This is a genomic window from Paraburkholderia sp. BGA-UO-ETr-F21 (assembly GCF_059567925.1).
This window is the reverse complement of the sequence record NZ_JCAQOY010000035.1, coordinates 108,204-124,855: the sequence shown is the minus strand read 5'-3', so window position 1 is coordinate 124,855 and position 16,652 is coordinate 108,204. Positions and strand designations below refer to the sequence as shown.

The following is a 16,652-nucleotide window of genomic DNA, read 5'->3' as shown; positions in this document are numbered from 1 at the left end:
CGGTCACCCCCCTCAAATCGCCCGCGCCCGCCCCGGAAACGTCTCCTCATAATCCCCACTATCCACCGCCTCCGCCGCGGTGCCGCGTTGCTCGCGATACATCATCGGCGGCAAGCCAAACTGCTTGCGAAACTCCCGCCCCAGATGCGACGCATCGGAAAACCCGCAACTCGACGCAATATCGGCCACCGTCTTGTCCGAACTCGTGAGCAGCCACGCGGCGGTGCGCAAACGCACCTGCTTCGCATAAGCCTGCGGCGCCTTACCCGTTTGCGCCTTGAAAAGCCGCTCCAACTGACGCGGCGACAGATCGAGCTTGCCCGCAAGTTCGTCGAGCGACAACGACCGGCCCACGTGCTGTTCCATCAGCAGAATCGCGCGCTTCACTTTCGGATGCGCGGCCGGCGCGAGTCCCGGTGGATGCGGCTGCGGCGCGTTACCTTTCTGCATGTCGTCCACAAGCAGAATACGCAGCGCCTTCTGCACCGTGGCGGTTTCGAAATGCCGCAGCAGAATCGCGGCGGCGACGTCGATCGACGCGCGTCCGCCTGAACACGTAATGCGCCGGCGGTCGATCACGAACAGCCGGTCGGCGACCAGCGCCTCCTCGTTCACCGACGGAAAACGTTCGATGAAATCCCAGTAGTGAAACCAGCTCACGCAGATGCGGTGTCCCTCCAGCACGCCCGCGCGCATCAACGAAAACACGCCCGTGCACATGCCGACGAGCGTCGCATTCGTGGCGGCGGCGCGGCGAATGAAGGCGAGGGTCGCTTCGTTCGTGGCAGGCCCGGAATGCAGCAGGCCGCCCACCACCACCACGTAATCGAACGGCTCGGCGGTGTCGAAAGTCTCCCACGGGGTGATCTGAATGCCACAACTCGCGCGCACCGGAGCAAGGGTTTCCCCTATCACGCTCCACGAACAGCGCACGGGCTTGCTGAAATCGCCTTCATCCGCGGACAGGCGCAGCAGGTCGACGAAACCCGAAAACGCCGTCAGCGTGAAGTTCGGCAGCAGGATGATGCCGAAGCGGATGCGCTGCTTCGAGGTGCCGTCGATCGATTGAGGGGGAAGCGGTTCAGCGGAATTCATGCATGCAGCCAGCAAGGAAAAGGGTGGGAACAAGCATATCACCGGGGATGGCGGCGATCGCCAGCCGCAAGCGCGGCGCCCTTCGCAAATGCGTCAAAAGTCTTCGCAAATACGTCGCCGCCCTTTGCCGGCGGCCGGCTTGACGCCACTATCCCACTGTCATGCCGTTTTTATTCTATCGATTCAAATTGACGTGCGGTGCAATAGCAGCAAATCCACCCAAGGCATCGCAACGCACAAGGCACGCCATGAACGTCAGCGTCTTCGATCTGTTCAAGATCGGTATCGGTCCCTCAAGCTCGCACACGGTCGGGCCGATGATCGCTGCATGCCGCTTCGCCTCGCATATCGAAGACGCCAATCTGCTCGGCTTCGTACGCAGCGTGAAGGCCGAACTGTTCGGCTCGCTCGGCGCGACCGGCAAAGGGCACGGCACGGACAAGGCGGTGCTGCTGGGACTCGAAGGCAATCTGCCCGATTCCATCGACCCGGACGTGATCGAGCCGCGCCTGCAGGCCATTCGCGCGACGAAGCAGCTCGTGCTGCTCGGCAAGCATCCGGTGAAATTCGACGAACGCGAGCATCTCGGCTTTTTCCGCAAGCTGATGCCGGGCGCGCCGGGCTCGGGCATCGTGCATCCGAACGGCATGCGTTTTCAGGCTTTCGACGAAAACGGCCAGCTACTGGTGGAGAAGGAGTATTTCTCGATCGGCGGCGGCTTCGTGGTGAATCGCGAAGGCGATCGCGTGAACGGCGTGCGCGCCGGCGCCCAGGTGCCGTATCCGTTTCGGACCGGCGACGATCTGATGCGCGTCTGCCGCGAAACCGGTCTGTCGATCGCGCAGATCACGCTGCGCAACGAATGCGCGTCGCGTCCTGAACAGGAAGTGCGCGACGGCCTGCTGACAATCTGGCGCGCCATGGCGGCCTGCGTCGAACGCGGCTGCAAGGTGCGCGGCGAATTGCCCGGCCCGATGCATGTCAAGCGCCGCGCCGCCGATCTGTGCGCGCAACTGCGTTCGCGTTCGGAAGAGTCGTTGCGCGATCCGCTCTCCATGCTCGACTGGGTCAACCTGTACGCGATGGCCGTCAACGAAGAAAACGCGGCGGGCGGGCGTGTCGTCACGGCACCGACCAATGGCGCAGCCGGTGTGATTCCCGCCGTGCTGCACTACTACGTGAAGTTCATGCATGCATCGAACGACGAAGGCATTGTCAACTTCCTGCTGACGGCCGCGGCGATCGGCATCATCTACAAGGAAACCGCGTCGATCTCCGGCGCGGAAGTGGGCTGCCAGGGCGAAGTGGGCGTGGCCTGCTCGATGGCCGCCGCGGCGCTCGCCGCCGTGATGGGCGGCACGCCGACACAAGTCGAAAACGCCGCCGAAATCGGCATGGAACACAACCTGGGCATGACCTGCGACCCGGTCGGCGGACTCGTGCAGATTCCGTGTATCGAACGCAATGCGATGGGCGCGATCAAGGCGTTGAACGCCGCGCGCATGGCGATGAAGGGCGACGGCCAGCATTACGTGTCGCTCGACAACGTGATCAAGACGATGCGCGAAACCGGCGCGGACATGAAGACGAAATACAAGGAGACGTCGCGCGGCGGGTTGGCCGTGAACGTCATCGAGTGTTGAACAGCAACGAAGCATCAAGCACGAGTACCCACCAAGGACAGACGATGAGCCGCTATTCGATATTCAGCCTGTTGCGCAACGGGATGTCGTATCACGAGAACTGGGAGCGACAGTGGAAGAGCCCCGAGCCCAAACGTGAATACGACGTCGTGATCGTCGGCGGCGGCGGGCATGGTCTCGCCACCGCGTATTACCTGGCGAAGGAACATGGCGTGCGCAACGTCGCCGTGCTGGAGAAAGGCTGGATCGGCGGCGGCAATACGGCGCGCAATACGACCATCGTGCGCTCGAACTACCTGTGGGACGAGTCGGCCGCGCTCTACGAAAAAGCGATGAAGCTGTGGGAAGGGCTCTCGCAGGACCTGAACTACAACGTCATGTTCAGCCAGCGCGGCGTGATGAACCTTGCGCACACGTTGCAGGACGTGCGCGACACCGAGCGCCGCGTGAATGCTAACCGGCTGAACGGCGTGGACGCCGAATTCCTCACGCCCGAGCAGATCAAGGAAATCGAGCCGACCATCAATCTCAACAGCCGCTATCCGGTGCTCGGCGCTTCGATCCAGCGCCGCGGCGGCGTGGCGCGTCACGATGCGGTGGCCTGGGGTTTCGCGCGCGGCGCGGATCAGGCCGGTGTGGATATCGTGCAGAACTGCCAGGTCACGGGCATTCGCCGCAACGGCAGTCAGGTGGTCGGCGTGGACACCACGAAGGGTTTCATCAAGGCGAAGAAAGTCGCGGTGGTGGCGGCGGGCAATACCTCCACGCTCGCCGACATGGCCGGCGTGCGGCTGCCGCTGGAGAGCCACCCGTTGCAGGCGCTGGTGTCGGAGCCGATCAAGCCGGTGGTCAATACGGTCGTGATGTCGAACGCGGTGCATGCGTATATCAGCCAGTCCGACAAGGGCGACCTGGTGATCGGCGCGGGCGTGGACCAGTACACGGGTTTCGGTCAGCGCGGCAGTTTCCAGATTATCGAAGGCACGCTCGAAGCGATCGTCGAAATGTTCCCGGTGTTCTCGCGGGTGCGGATGAACCGGCAGTGGGGCGGCATTGTGGATGTCTCGCCGGATGCGTGCCCGATCATCAGCAAGACCGACGTGAAAGGGCTGTATTTCAATTGCGGCTGGGGCACGGGTGGCTTCAAGGCGACGCCGGGCTCGGGATGGGCTTACGCGCACACCATCGCGAAGGATGAACCGCATCCGTTGAATGCGCCATTCTCGCTGGACCGTTTCTATACCGGCCACCTGATCGACGAGCACGGCGCCGCCGCCGTCGCCCACTAACGCCACGCACTGCGACGAGGAACCAAGAAATGCTATTGATCGAATGCCCGTGGTGCGGGCCACGCGCCGAAACCGAATTTTCCTGCGGCGGCGAAGCGGATATTGCCCGTCCGCTCGACACCGACAAACTCACCGACAAGGAATGGGGCGACTACCTGTTCATGCGCAAGAACCCGCGCGGCGTGCATCGCGAGCAATGGCTGCACACGCAAGGCTGCCGCCGCTGGTTCAAGGCGCAGCGCGACACGGTGAGCTACGAGATCCAGGGCTACGAGACGTTCGAGCGACCGCTGCTCGCCATGGACAGCAACGAGGCTAAACCACAAGACAAGGCACCGAACCAGGCACAAGAGGGCAAGGCATCATGAGCCAGAAAGACCGACTCCCCAACGGCGGCCGCATCAATCGCGCCATGCCGCTGACGTTCACGTTCAATGGCCGCCAGTACCAGGGCTATCAAGGCGATACGCTGGCCTCGGCGCTGCTCGCGAACGGCGAGCATTTCGTCGCGCGTAGCTGGAAGTATCACCGGCCGCGCGGCATCGTCACGGCGGGTGTGGAAGAGCCGAACGCCGTGGTGCAACTGGAAACCGGCGCGTACACGGTGCCGAATGCCCGTGCGACCGAAGTCGAGTTGTACCAGGGACTCGTCGCCACTAGCGTGAACGCGAAGCCGAGCATCGAGAAAGACCGCATGGCGGTCAACCAGAAAATCGCGCGCTTCATTCCGGCGGGCTTCTATTACAAGACCTTCATGTGGCCGCGCAAATTCTGGCCGAAGTACGAAGAAGTGATCCGCGACGCGGCCGGTCTCGGCAAGGCGCCGGAACACACCGACGCGGACCGCTACGACAAGTGCTTTGCGCATTGCGACGTGCTGGTGGTGGGCGGTGGCCCGACCGGGCTCGCGGCGGCGCACGCCGCGGCATTGTCCGGCGCGCGCGTGACGCTGGTCGACGATCAGCCGGAACTCGGCGGCTCGCTGCTGTCGTGCCGTGCGGAGATCGACGGCAAGCCCGCGCTGCACTGGGCGCAGAAGATCGAAGACGAACTGCGCCAGATGCCCGACGTGAAAATCCTGTGCCGCAGCACGGCGTTCGGTTATCAGGACCACAATCTCGTGACGGTGACACAGCGGCTCACCGAGCATCTGCCGGTATCGCAGCGCAAGGGCACGCGCGAACTGATGTGGAAGATCCGCGCGAAACGCGTGATTCTCGCGACCGGCGCGCATGAACGGCCCATCGTGTTCGGCAACAACGATCTGCCGGGCGTGATGCTGGCCTCGGCCGTGTCGACCTACCTGCATCGCTACGCGGTTCTGCCGGGCCGCAACGCAGTGGTCTTCACGAACAACGACGACGGCTACCAATGCGCGCTCGATCTGAAAGCGGCCGGCGCCCAGGTGACGGTGGTCGATCCGCGTGCGAGCGAATCGAAGGGCACGCTGCCCGCGCTGGCACGGCGCTACGGCGTCAAGGTGATGAACGGCGTGGTAATCACGGCCGCGCACGGCAAACTGCGCGTGGCGTCGGTTGACCTGGCGTCGTATTCGAACGGACAGGTCGGTGCGAAGCAGGGCGCACTCTCGTGCGATCTGCTCGCCATGTCCGGCGGCTGGAGCCCGGTGCTGCATCTGTTCGCGCAATCGGGCGGCAAGGCGCATTGGCATGACGAGAAGGCCTGCTTCGTGCCGGGCAAGGCGATGCAGGCGGAAACGAGCGTCGGCGCCTGTGCGGGCGACTTCACGCTGGGCCAGGGCATCCGCTTTGCGGTGGATGCCGGTATCGAGGCGGCGCGCGCGGCGGGCTTTATTGTCGCGCGGCCGAATCCGGTGCAGGTGGCGGAGATCACGGAAGCGAAGATGCAGCCGCTGTGGCTGGTCGGCGGCCGCGAACTGGCCACGCGCGGGCCGAAGCAGTTCATCGACTTCCAGAACGACGTGTCGGCCGCGGATATTTTCCTCGCGGCGCGCGAAGGCTTCGAATCGGTCGAACACGTCAAACGCTATACCGCGATGGGATTCGGCACCGATCAGGGCAAGCTCGGCAACATCAACGGCATGGCGATTCTCGCGCAGGCGCTCGGCAAGACGATTCCCGAGACCGGCACGACCACGTTCCGGCCGAACTACACGCCCGTCACGTTCGGCACGTTTGCCGGCCGCGAGCTGGGCGAGTTTCTCGATCCTGTGCGCAAGACGGCGGTACACGAATGGCACGTGGAAAACGGCGCGGCGTTCGAGGACGTGGGCAACTGGAAGCGTCCGTGGTACTACCCGAAAGCTGGCGAAGATCTGCACTCGGCAGTGGCGCGCGAGTCTCTCGCGGTGCGTACGAGCGTCGGCATTCTCGACGCCTCGACGCTCGGCAAGATCGACATTCAGGGCCCCGATTCGGCGAAGCTGCTGAACTGGGTCTATACGAATCCGTGGAGCAAGCTGGAAGTCGGCAAGTGCCGCTATGGCCTGATGCTCGACGAAAACGGCATGATCTTCGACGACGGCGTGACCGTGCGCCTCGCCGACCAGCACTACATGATGACGACCACCACCGGCGGCGCGGCACGTGTGCTGACATGGCTCGAACGCTGGCTGCAGACAGAATGGCCGGACATGCGCGTGCGGCTCGCGTCGGTGACGGACCATTGGGCCACCTTCGCCGTGGTCGGTCCGAACAGCCGCAAGGTGCTGCAGAAGGTTTGCCACGACATCGACTTCGCGAACGCGGCATTCCCGTTCATGAGCTATCGCGAAGGCACGGTGGCTGGCGCGGCCTCGCGCGTGATGCGCATCAGCTTCTCGGGCGAGCTCGCCTATGAAGTGAACGTGCCGGCCAACGTCGGGCGCGCGGTGTGGGAGGCGCTGATGGCCGCGGGCGCGGAATTCGACATCACGCCGTACGGCACCGAAACCATGCACGTGCTGCGCGCGGAGAAGGGCTACATCATCGTCGGCCAGGATACGGACGGTTCGATGACGCCGTATGACCTCGGCATGGGCGGACTCGTCGCGAAGTCGAAGGACTTTCTCGGCAAGCGTTCGCTGACCCGCTCGGATACGGCGAAGGCGGGGCGCAAGCAACTGGTCGGCTTGCTCTCGGACGACCCGTCGTTCGTGATACCCGAAGGTTCGCAGATCGTCGCCGGTCCGTTCCAGGGCGAGACGGCGGCGATGCTCGGCCACGTCACGTCGAGTTACTACAGCCCGATCCTGAAGCGCTCGATCGCGATGGCAGTGGTGAAGGGCGGTCTCGACAAGATCGGCGAGACGGTCACGATTCCGCTTTCTAGCGGCAAACAGATTGCAGCGAAGGTCACCAGTTCGGTGTTCTACGACAGCGAAGGAGCACGTCAACATGTGGAATGAAACGAGAGGGACGGCGTCGGTCGTGGATCGCGCTGTCGGCAAGCAGACCGGCGTGTGGCAGGAGTCGCCGCTGGTGGGCGCGGATGCGCTGCTGAAGAAACATCAGGCGACGGCATCGGCTGCGTTCAGGTTGAACGAGCGGCCATTTCTGGAACTCGTGAATGTGCGCGGCGATACGCGTGACGCGGCGTTCGTGCGCGCTTTCGAAAGCGTGGTCGGCTGCCGTCCGCCTGAAAAGGCCAACACGGTGGCGCGCGGCAACGGCTACGACGTGATGTGGCTCGGCCCGGACGAATGGCTGGTGCGCTCGGCCGCCGCCCACGACGCGACGCGTACCGCGCCGTTGCAGGCCAAGCTCGGTGCCGCGTTCGCAGGCGTGTTCGCGTCGGCGGTGGATATCGGCAGCGGCTATACGGTGCTCGAAATCAGCGGCACGCGCACGCGTGAAGTGCTGTCGCGCGGTTGTCCGCTCGATCTGCATCCCAAACTATTCGCCGAGGGACAGTGCGCGCAGAGTCACTTCTTCAAGGCATCGATGACATTGCTGCCCACCGGCGCGAACAGTTTTGACCTGGTCGTGCGCCGCAGTTTTGCGGACTACTTCGTCAAGATCATGCTCGACGCGGCCGAGCCGCTGATGTCGTAAGGCGCGGCGAGCGGTCGATGCCGAACCGCTCGCGCCTTTTTCGCGCTGATTGACCGACATGACGTCGACACGTCTAGCCACCGCGCGCCTCACCGAGCGCGCGTGCCACGAGGGCGATGCGCACGCCGCGCTCGCGCTGCTCGATCAGAGCATCGTGCTGCGGCACCGGCGCATCGCGCTGATCCGTTATCTGCTTGCCCAGCAACTCGGCGCGCCGCTGCAGGCGCGTCATCACGAATACGTCGAAAAGATCGCCGCGCGGTTGAGTGCGGACACGCTTGCGCGCATTGCCGGTGCCGCGCGCTCGCGTATGCGGACGTAGCGTTCGAGACGCACGTGGATGGAACGACGCCCCCGTTCCATCCCGATGACGTATTTCTTCTATGTGGCCGATTTATGTCGGCGTCTACTGAAATCTCCTCGCAGCACCCACGCGGCAGCCGCCGCATCAACCAGGGGATGACATGTCTACCGCTTATCAGCCGCGCGCGAGCGCAGCCGCCCGACTCGAACGACTGCCGTTCTCCGGTTATCACCGGACCATTTTCATCATCATCGCCATTGCGTTCTTTTTCGATTCCGTCGATCTCGGCACGATGACTTTCGTGCTCGGCTCGATCAGGACGGAATTCGGCTTATCGAGCGCGACGGCGGGGCTGGTGGCCAGCGCAAGCTTCTTCGGCATGGTGATCGGCGCGGCGATTGCGGGATTGCTGGCGGATCGCTTCGGACGCCGGCCGGTGTTTCAATGGAGCATGGTGCTATGGGGGCTCGCCTCGTATCTGTGTTCCACGGCGCAAAGCGTCGAAGCCCTGATCTTTTATCGCGTGCTGCTCGGCTTCGGCATGGGGATGGAGTTTCCCATTGCGCAGACGTTGCTGTCGGAGTTCGTGCCGGCTGCGTCGCGCGGCCGCCTGATTGCGCTGATGGACGGGTTCTGGCCGCTTGGCTTCATTACCGCGGGCGTAGTGTCGTACTTCGTGCTGCCGACGTTCGGCTGGCGCACCGAGTTCGCGCTGCTCGCCATTCCTGCGGTATTCGTGTTGATCGTGCGCCGCGTGGTGCCGGAATCGCCGCGTTGGCTGGAGCATCGCGGCCGCCTCGGCGAAGCGGACAAGATACTCGCCGAAGTCGAAGTGAAGGTGATGAAAGCGGCCGGCCTGAGCCAGTTGCGCGCACCGGCCATGCTCGCCGAGCCGCCTGCCGCGAAGAGCACGGGTGCGTTTCGTGAGATCTGGAGCATTGCATACCGGCGTCGCACGATCATGGTGTGGACGCTGTGGTTCTTCGCGTTGCTCGGTTTTTATGGGCTGACGTCGTGGCTCGGCGCGTTGATGCAGCAGGCCGGCTTCGCGGTGACGAAGTCGGTGCTGTACACGGTGCTGATTTCGCTCGGCGGCATTCCAGGCTTTATTTGCGCGGCGTGGCTGGTGGAACGCTGGGGGCGCAAACCGACCTGCATTGCATCGCTCGCGGGCAGCGCGGTGATGGCTTACGTATATGGGCAAACCGCGCTGCACGCGCAGACGCCGACCTTGCTGATCTGTGCGGGGCTGGCGATGCAGTTCTTCCTGTTCGCGATGTGGGCGGTGTTGTACACCTATACGCCCGAGCTTTACGGAACCGGTGCGCGTGCGACGGGTTCGGGCTTCGCGTCGGCGATCGGCCGTGTGGGTTCGTTGATCGGACCTTACGTGGTGGGCGTGGTGCTGCCGATGTTCGGCCAGGGCGGTGTCTTCTCGCTCGGCGCGATGTGCTTCGTGATCGCGGCGGCGGCGGTCTGGATTCTCGGCATCGAAACGCGTGGGTTGGCGCTGGAGACGCTGGTGTCGGAGGCGGTTGAGACGGATGCGCGTGGGGTGTTGAGTCCAGTGCGGGATTGAAGGTTCACTGCTTGCGGACGGCGCGCGCACCATGACGCCGTTCCATCCGAACGCGACACGGTCATGTAAAGAGGATGAATGCCACGGCGGTGCTCATCCGCATTTTGTCCTTGTCGCCCGCCATGTCCACTTCGTTATTCAACGCGCCCCAGCAAGCGCCGTCAGAATTTTATAAGCCACGGCCACCCGGTCCTCCATCGGAAAGTTTTTGTTGGCGAGCATGACAATGCCTAACTGCTTCTCCGGAACGAAAGCCACATACGCGCCGAACCCATTGGTCGAACCGGTCTTGTTGATCCAGACATCCTGTCGCGGCGCGAGCGGCGGCTTGATTTCGACGGCGGGTGTCGCCTTTAAGGCCATCGTCGACGAATTGCCCGCCAGCAACGTCTTCAACGCGACCGGATACGCGTATTGCTCCCAGATCAGATCCTGAGTCATCACACCTGCCTTGAAGTAGCCGGTGTGCGTCTGCGTGATCGCGCGCTGCAACTTCGGATCGAGTTGGAGCTGATTCATATTCGCTTGCAGAAAGCGCGTGATATCAGCGGCGCTGGATTTCACTCCGTACGCTTGCGCGGATAGCACGCCGGGCGCCATGCGGATCGGCGCGCCATCCTTCTTATAGCCCTGCGCGTAATCCGGCATTCGCGCTTGCGGAACTTCGATATAACTGTTCTTCAACCCCAGTGCGGGAAACAGTCGCTGTTCCATCAGCGACGTGAAATCCTGGCCCATGCTCTTCGCCGTGATCAGGCCGAGCGTGCCGATGCCGGGATTGGTGTAAGTCCGGCATGTGCCCGGCACGCAGCTCGGCTGCCATGCCTTGAAATACTGCATGAGTTCATCGTCGTTATGGATCTCGTCCGGCACCTGCAACGGCAGACCGCCCGGCGTATGCGTGCCCAGATTGACAAGCTTCACGTTGCCGAACGGACTGCCCTGGAGAATGGGCAGATATTTGCTCGTCGCATCCGAGAGCGAAAGATCGCCACTGACCTGCGCATACGAAGCCAGCGTCGCCGTGAAGGCCTTGCTGATCGAGCCGAGCTCGAACAGCGTGTCGCGCGTCACGGGCTTGCCGGTTTCCGTCGACGCCACGCCGTAGTTGTACACATAAGGCTTGCCCCCGACAACGATGCCGACCGCCATGCCATGAATGCCATCCTTCGCCATGAGCGGGCGGATCGCTGCGTCGACTGTCTGTTGAATGCTGTCTTGCGTATCGCCGGCTGCGCGACTCGCCGGAGCGGTCGCGCACAGGGTAAAGAAAAGGGCCGCCGTGAGGCTGAGGGCTTTGAACTTCATCGCTCGCGTTTCCTTGATTGTCTGTCTGCGGATGAAGCCGCACTATCCGGCTTTTGCGCCGCGCTGACAATCGAGTATAAGTTGGGCGAGGGTAAAGAAAATCTTGCAGGCGGGCTTCGGCGTCAAACCGTCGCGCTCTCTCGTTTGCGGGACGCTACGCCGTTTGCCACGAAATAGGGCGTATCCACCCGCGCCAACGCCTCGCGTTTGCGAATCCGGTCGGCGATCTTTTCCGCCAGCATGATGGTCGGCGCATTCAGATTGCCGGTGGTGATGCGCGGCATGATCGACGCATCCACCACGCGCAGTCCCTGCATGCCGTGCACGCGGCCCTCGTTGTCGACCACGGCCATGTCGTCGTAGCCCATCTTGCATGAACACGACGGATGAAACGCCGTCTCGGCCCGCATCCGCACGAAAGTGTCGAGCTGTTCGTCGGTAGTCAGCTCGGCACCGGGATTCAGCTCGCGGCCCCGATAACGATCGAGAGCCGGTTGCCGCATGATCTCGCGCGTGATGCGAATGCCGTCGCGGAATTCGCGCCAGTCGAGCGGATCGGCCATGTAGTTGAACAGGATGCTCGGATGCGCGTTCGGATCACGCGAAGTGAGCTTCACGCGGCCACGGCTTGGCGAACGCATCGAACCGACGTGCGCCTGGAAGCCGTGCATCTTGATCGCGTTCGAGCCGTTGTAGTTGATCGCAACGGGTAGAAAGTGATACTGGATGTTCGGCCACAGATCGTCGTCGCGCGTGCGGATGAAACCGCCTGCTTCGAACTGGTTGCTCGCGCCGATACCCGTGCCGTTCAGCATCCATTCAAGTCCGATAGCCGGTTGATTCCACCACTGCAAAGCCGGGTACAGCGAGACCGGCTCCTTGCACTCGTACTGGATATACATCTCCAGATGATCCTGCAGGTTCTCGCCCACACCCGGCAGATCGTGAACGAGCGGCACATCGAGTTCGCGCAGCCACGTGGAGCGGCCCACGCCCGAGCGCTGCAGCAATTGCGGCGAAGCAATCGCGCCGCTGCATACCAGCACCTCGCGGCGCGCGTGCGCATTCACCGCGTTGCCATGCTGCAGATACGCGACGCCGAGCGCGCGCTTGCCGGCGAACAGCACGCGATCCGTCACGGCATGCGTAACGATGGTCAGATTCGGCCGCTCCTTCGCGCGATCCAGATAGCCGCGCGCCGTGCTGGCGCGCCGGCCATTCGCCGTGACCGTGCGATCCATCGGGCCGAAGCCTTCCTGCTGATAGCCGTTCAGATCGTCGGTGCGCGGAAAGCCTGCCTGCACACCGGCTTCGACCATCGCGGCGAAGAGCGGGTTGTTGCCGGGCTTGCTCGTGGTCACATGCACCGGGCCGTCGCCGCCGTGGTACGCGTTGGCGCCCACATCGCGCGTCTCGGCCTTGCGGAAATACGGCAGGCAATCCAGATAGGTCCAGTTTTCCAGGCCGGCCTGCGCAGCCCAGCCGTCGTAATCGAGCGCGTTGCCGCGGATATAGCACATGCCGTTGATCAGCGACGATCCACCGAGCCCCTTGCCGCGCCCGCATTCCATGCGGCGGTTGTTCATATGCGGCTCGGGGTCGGTTTCGTACGCCCAGTTGTAGCGGCGCCCTTGCAGCGGATAGGCGAGCGCGGCCGGCATCTGCGTGCGGAAGTCGAAGCGGTAGTCGGGGCCGCCCGCTTCGAGCAGGAGCACGGTCACGTCCGCGTCTTCGGTGAGGCGCGAGGCGAGCACGTTGCCCGCCGAACCCGCGCCCACGATGATGTAGTCGTATTCGTTCACAGCCATCGCCATGCCTCCTTAGAACACCGGTTGATACGGGCCGAGTTCGACCTGCACGGACTTGATGCGCGTGTAGTGCTCGAGCGTGGTGATGCCGTTTTCGCGGCCCACACCCGATTGCTTGTAGCCGCCCACCGGCATTTCCGCAGGCGACTCGCCCCAGGTGTTGATCCAGCAGATCCCCGCTTCCAGACGATGAATCACGCGATGCGCGCGCGCCAGGTTCTCGGTCACGACGCCCGCCGCGAGGCCATACGCGGTGTGGTTCGCGCGCGCGATCGCCTCGTCTTCGTCGTCGAAAACGAGAATGCTCATGACTGGGCCGAAGATTTCCTCGCGCACGATGCGCATGTCGTCATGGCAGCCGGTGAATACGGTCGGTTCGACATACTGGCCATTGCCGAAATGCCCTTCGGTGAGGCGCTTGCCGCCCGCCACGAGCCGCGCGCCTTCCTGCTTGCCGCTTTCGATATAGTCCAGCACTTTCTGCAATTGCGCGGCGCTCACGAGCGGGCCGAAGTTGGTGTCGGCGTCGGTGGGCGCGCCCACGCGAATGCGTTCGACGCGTTCCAGAACCAGCTTCTCGAACCGTTCCAGCACGCCACGTTGCACGAACACGCGTGTGCCGTTGGTGCAGACCTGGCCGGAGCTGAAGAAGTTGGCGCTCATCGCGATGTCGGCGGCGCGTTCGAGGTTGGCGTCGTCGAATACGAGCAGCGGAGATTTGCCGCCGAGTTCCATTGTCACTTCTTTCAGCGACGAGGCGCCGGCGAGCGACATCACCTTCTTGCCCGTTTCAACGCCGCCGGTGAACGAAATTTTCTCGATGTCCGGATGCGCAGCGAGCATCGCGCCGACCCGTCCGTCGCCTTGCACGACGTTGAACACGCCCGCGGGCACGCCGGCTTCCGTATAGATCTCGGCGAGCTTCAGCGCCGACAACGGTGTGATCTCGCTCGGCTTGAAGATCATCGCATTGCCGGCCGCGAGCGCGGGCGCCGACTTCCAGCAGGCGATCTGGATCGGGTAGTTCCATGCGCCGATGCCGGCGCAAACGCCAAGCGGCTCGCGCCGCGTATAAACAAACGAGGTGGGCCGTAACGGAATCTGCTGACCCTCTATGGCAGTGGCGAGCCCCGCGTAATACTCGATCACGTCCGCGCCGGTGACGATATCCACCGCACGGGTTTCGGCAATCGGCTTGCCCGTATCGCGCGTTTCGAGCGCGGCGAGTTCGTCGTTGCGCTCGCGCAGAATCTCGACCGCGCGGCGCAGAATGCGCGAACGCTGCATGGCCGTGAGCGCGGCCCATTCGCGTTGGCCGTCCCGCGCGGATTGCACCGCGCGATCGACGTCGGCCGCCGAGGCCTGCTGCACGCTCGCGAGCATCTCGCCGGTGGCGGGATCGAGCGTCTCGAAGGTTTCGCCGCTGGTTGCGTCGACGTAAGCGCCGCCGATATAGAGGCGTTGCGTTGCGAATACCGCCATGACTTGCTCCTTTCTGAAGGTGTCGCCGATCTGCCTGCGTCCTTACTCGCGCGATGCGAGGACCAGATCGATATAGTCGTTGGCCACGCGCAGCGCCGCGCGGGTGTCGAACGGCTCGCCCGAGAGCGCGCCGCGCAGCCACAGTCCGTCGATCAGGGCGGCGAGACCGCTCGCCGCGCGCCGCGCCGCCGCGCGCGGCATGGCCTTGGAAAAATCCGCGCACAGGTTCGAATTCAGGCGGCGCGTGTTCACGTATTGCAGACGGCGCAATTGCGGCTTGTGCATGCTCTCGGTCCAGAACGCCAGCCAGGTTTTCATGACCGGGCCGCTGGTCTGCTCGGCGTCGAAATTCGCGGCGACCACGGCGCGTAATTTAGAACGCGGATCCGCCTTGGCCGCCCGGCGCCGGCGCGAGGTGGCTTGCCACAAATCGCGCAGCACGTGCCGCATGGTGGCTTCGAGCAAACCGTCCTTGTCGCCGAAATAGTGGCTGACGATGCCGGTGGAAATGCTCGCGCGCTGCGCGACCGAAGCCAGCGTCGTTCCCGCGAGACCGGTCTGGTCGATGGTGAGGAGCGTGGCGTCGATCAGTTGCGCGCGGCGGATTTCGCGCATTCCAAGTTTGGGCATGGTGCGGGCGCTATTGCTGGCATGAGCTTCGGGCGGACTGCGCAAGACGAAACACGATCCGCCTGAGTGGATTCGAGTGGCTATGGTAGGTTTTTTATATTGAACGGTCAATCAATAAAAAACGGGTTGCATCAACATGGATACGGGTTGCGCCGGTCGTGTCGGTTCCGGCCAAACCCATGTCGCGTTCGGCACATGCGCTTCGTTCAGCGGGCGCTACGCTCGTTGAACGGCGTGCCGCACTGAACCGGGCACGCCGCTCACAAGACATGGAGACAGACAATGAGCAGCAATCGTGGCGTCGTGTATCTAGGGCAGGGCAAGGTGGAAGTGCAGTCGATCGACTATCCGAAGATGGTCGATCCGCGTGGCCGTTCGATCGGCCACGGCGTGATCCTGAAGGTAGTGAGCACCAATATTTGCGGCTCCGATCAGCATATGGTGCGCGGCCGCACGACCGCCGAGGTCGGCCTCGTGCTCGGCCACGAGATTACCGGCGAGGTGATCGAGATTGGCCGCGACGTGGAAACGCTGAAGATCGGCGATCTCGTTTCGGTGCCGTTCAACGTGGCTTGCGGGCGCTGTCCGACCTGTAAGGCGCAGCATACCGGCGTGTGCCTGAACGTGAATCCTTCGCGTGCCGGCGGTGCTTATGGTTATGTGGACATGGGCGGCTGGATCGGCGGCCAGGCCGAATATGTGATGGTGCCGTACGCCGACTTCAATCTGCTGAAATTCCCCGATCGCGCGCAGGCGCTGTCGAAAATCCGCGATCTCACGTGCCTCTCCGACATTCTGCCGACCGGCTATCACGGCGCGGTGATGGCCGGCGTGAAGCCCGGCGCGACCGTCTATATCGCGGGCGCGGGGCCGGTGGGGATGGCGGCGGCCGCTTCGGCGCGCTTGCTGGGCGCGGCCTGCACGATCGTCGGCGATATGAACGAGGAGCGTCTCGCGCATGCGCGCAAGATGGGTTTCCAGACCGTGGATCTGTCGAAGGACGCCACGCTGGGCGAGCAGATCGAACAGATTCTCGGCCGGCCCGAAGTGGATTGCGCAGTGGACTGCGTCGGCTTCGAAGCACACGGCCACGGCAGCAGCGGCTCGCATGAGGAAGCGCCGGCCACCGTGCTCAATTCGCTGATGGAAATCACGCGGGCTGCGGGCGCGATCGGCATTCCGGGCCTTTACGTGACCGACGACCCCGGCGCCGCCGATGCCGCCGCGCGCAAAGGCAGCCTGAGCATCCGTTTCGGTCTGGGCTGGGCCAAGTCGCACTCGTTCCATACCGGACAGACGCCTGTGATGAAGTACAACCAGAACCTGATGCAGGCGATCTTGTGGGACCGCTTGCCGATTGCGGATATCGTCAACGTGACGGTGGTGTCGCTCGACCAGGCGCCCGATGGTTATCGCCAATTCGATGGCGGTGCACCGAAGAAGTTCGTGATCGACCCGCATGGGTTGTTGAAGGCGGCGTAGGCGAGCCTTCGTCAGCGAC

The 16,652-nt window shown here is 63.6% G+C and carries 13 protein-coding genes; 8 read left to right on the top strand and 5 right to left on the bottom strand.

The annotated features are described in order from the left end of the window. Positions 1–12 precede the first annotated feature (12 nt). Positions 13–1,095, bottom strand: coding sequence for a GlxA family transcriptional regulator (locus AC57B1_RS20940; RefSeq protein ID WP_408184958.1), 1,083 nt, complete (start codon positions 1,093–1,095; stop codon positions 13–15). A gap of 248 nt (positions 1,096–1,343) precedes the next feature. On the opposite strand from AC57B1_RS20940, the gene AC57B1_RS20935 reads away from it, so the two are divergent. The 7 genes from AC57B1_RS20935 (at position 1,344) to AC57B1_RS20905 (ending at position 9,923) form a co-directional block, all read left to right on the top strand. Further along, entirely contained in the window at positions 1,344–2,738 is a 1,395-nt protein-coding gene (locus AC57B1_RS20935) for an L-serine ammonia-lyase (protein ID WP_408345473.1), read from the top strand. Between the two features lie 44 nt (positions 2,739–2,782). Next, positions 2,783–4,027 (top strand): sarcosine oxidase subunit beta family protein, encoded by a 1,245-nt coding sequence (locus AC57B1_RS20930; protein WP_091801526.1) that lies wholly within the window; start codon positions 2,783–2,785, stop codon positions 4,025–4,027. Between the two features lie 29 nt (positions 4,028–4,056). Next, a complete protein-coding gene (locus AC57B1_RS20925) occupies positions 4,057–4,395 on the top strand; it encodes a sarcosine oxidase subunit delta (protein ID WP_496418523.1) in 339 nt (112 codons plus the stop codon). Continuing rightward, positions 4,392–7,394: a sarcosine oxidase subunit alpha family protein gene (locus AC57B1_RS20920; RefSeq protein WP_496418522.1), complete on the top strand. Its 3,003-nt coding sequence runs from the start codon at positions 4,392–4,394 to the stop codon at positions 7,392–7,394. Before AC57B1_RS20925 ends, AC57B1_RS20920 begins: the two co-directional genes overlap by 4 nt. Beyond that, positions 7,384–8,040, top strand: a complete 657-nt coding sequence (locus tag AC57B1_RS20915; protein ID WP_408345479.1) for a sarcosine oxidase subunit gamma — start codon at positions 7,384–7,386, stop codon at positions 8,038–8,040. Before AC57B1_RS20920 ends, AC57B1_RS20915 begins: the two co-directional genes overlap by 11 nt. A 58-nt stretch (positions 8,041–8,098) precedes the next feature. Next, positions 8,099–8,362 (top strand): hypothetical protein, encoded by a 264-nt coding sequence (locus AC57B1_RS20910; RefSeq protein WP_496418521.1) that lies wholly within the window; start codon positions 8,099–8,101, stop codon positions 8,360–8,362. Positions 8,363–8,504: 142 nt separating this feature from the next. Further along, entirely contained in the window at positions 8,505–9,923 is a 1,419-nt protein-coding gene (locus tag AC57B1_RS20905) for an MFS transporter (protein ID WP_496418520.1), read from the top strand. Positions 9,924–10,061: 138 nt separating this feature from the next. On the opposite strand, the gene ampC is transcribed toward AC57B1_RS20905, so the two are convergent. The 4 genes from ampC to betI all read right to left on the bottom strand — a co-directional run bounded on the left by ampC (position 10,062) and on the right by betI (position 15,151). After that, positions 10,062–11,231 carry a class C beta-lactamase gene (gene ampC, locus AC57B1_RS20900; RefSeq protein ID WP_496418519.1) on the bottom strand — a complete coding sequence of 390 codons (1,170 nt, stop codon included), beginning with the start codon at positions 11,229–11,231 and terminating at the stop codon, positions 10,062–10,064. A gap of 122 nt (positions 11,232–11,353) precedes the next feature. Next, the gene (betA, locus tag AC57B1_RS20895) at positions 11,354–13,039 is read right to left on the bottom strand and encodes a choline dehydrogenase (protein ID WP_496418518.1); all 1,686 of its coding nucleotides are present in this window, start codon (positions 13,037–13,039) and stop codon (positions 11,354–11,356) included. Between the two features lie 12 nt (positions 13,040–13,051). After that, positions 13,052–14,521, bottom strand: coding sequence for a betaine-aldehyde dehydrogenase (gene betB / locus AC57B1_RS20890; protein WP_496418517.1), 1,470 nt, complete (start codon positions 14,519–14,521; stop codon positions 13,052–13,054). 42 nt (positions 14,522–14,563) lie between these two features. After that, on the bottom strand, positions 14,564–15,151 hold the full coding sequence (gene betI, locus AC57B1_RS20885; protein WP_408298940.1) for a transcriptional regulator BetI: 588 nt from the start codon (positions 15,149–15,151) through the stop codon (positions 14,564–14,566). Positions 15,152–15,433: 282 nt separating this feature from the next. Here betI and fdhA point away from each other — a divergent pair, with 282 nt between their 5' ends. After that, on the top strand, positions 15,434–16,633 hold the full coding sequence (gene fdhA / locus AC57B1_RS20880; protein ID WP_095420742.1) for a formaldehyde dehydrogenase, glutathione-independent: 1,200 nt from the start codon (positions 15,434–15,436) through the stop codon (positions 16,631–16,633). Positions 16,634–16,652: the final 19 nt, after the last annotated feature.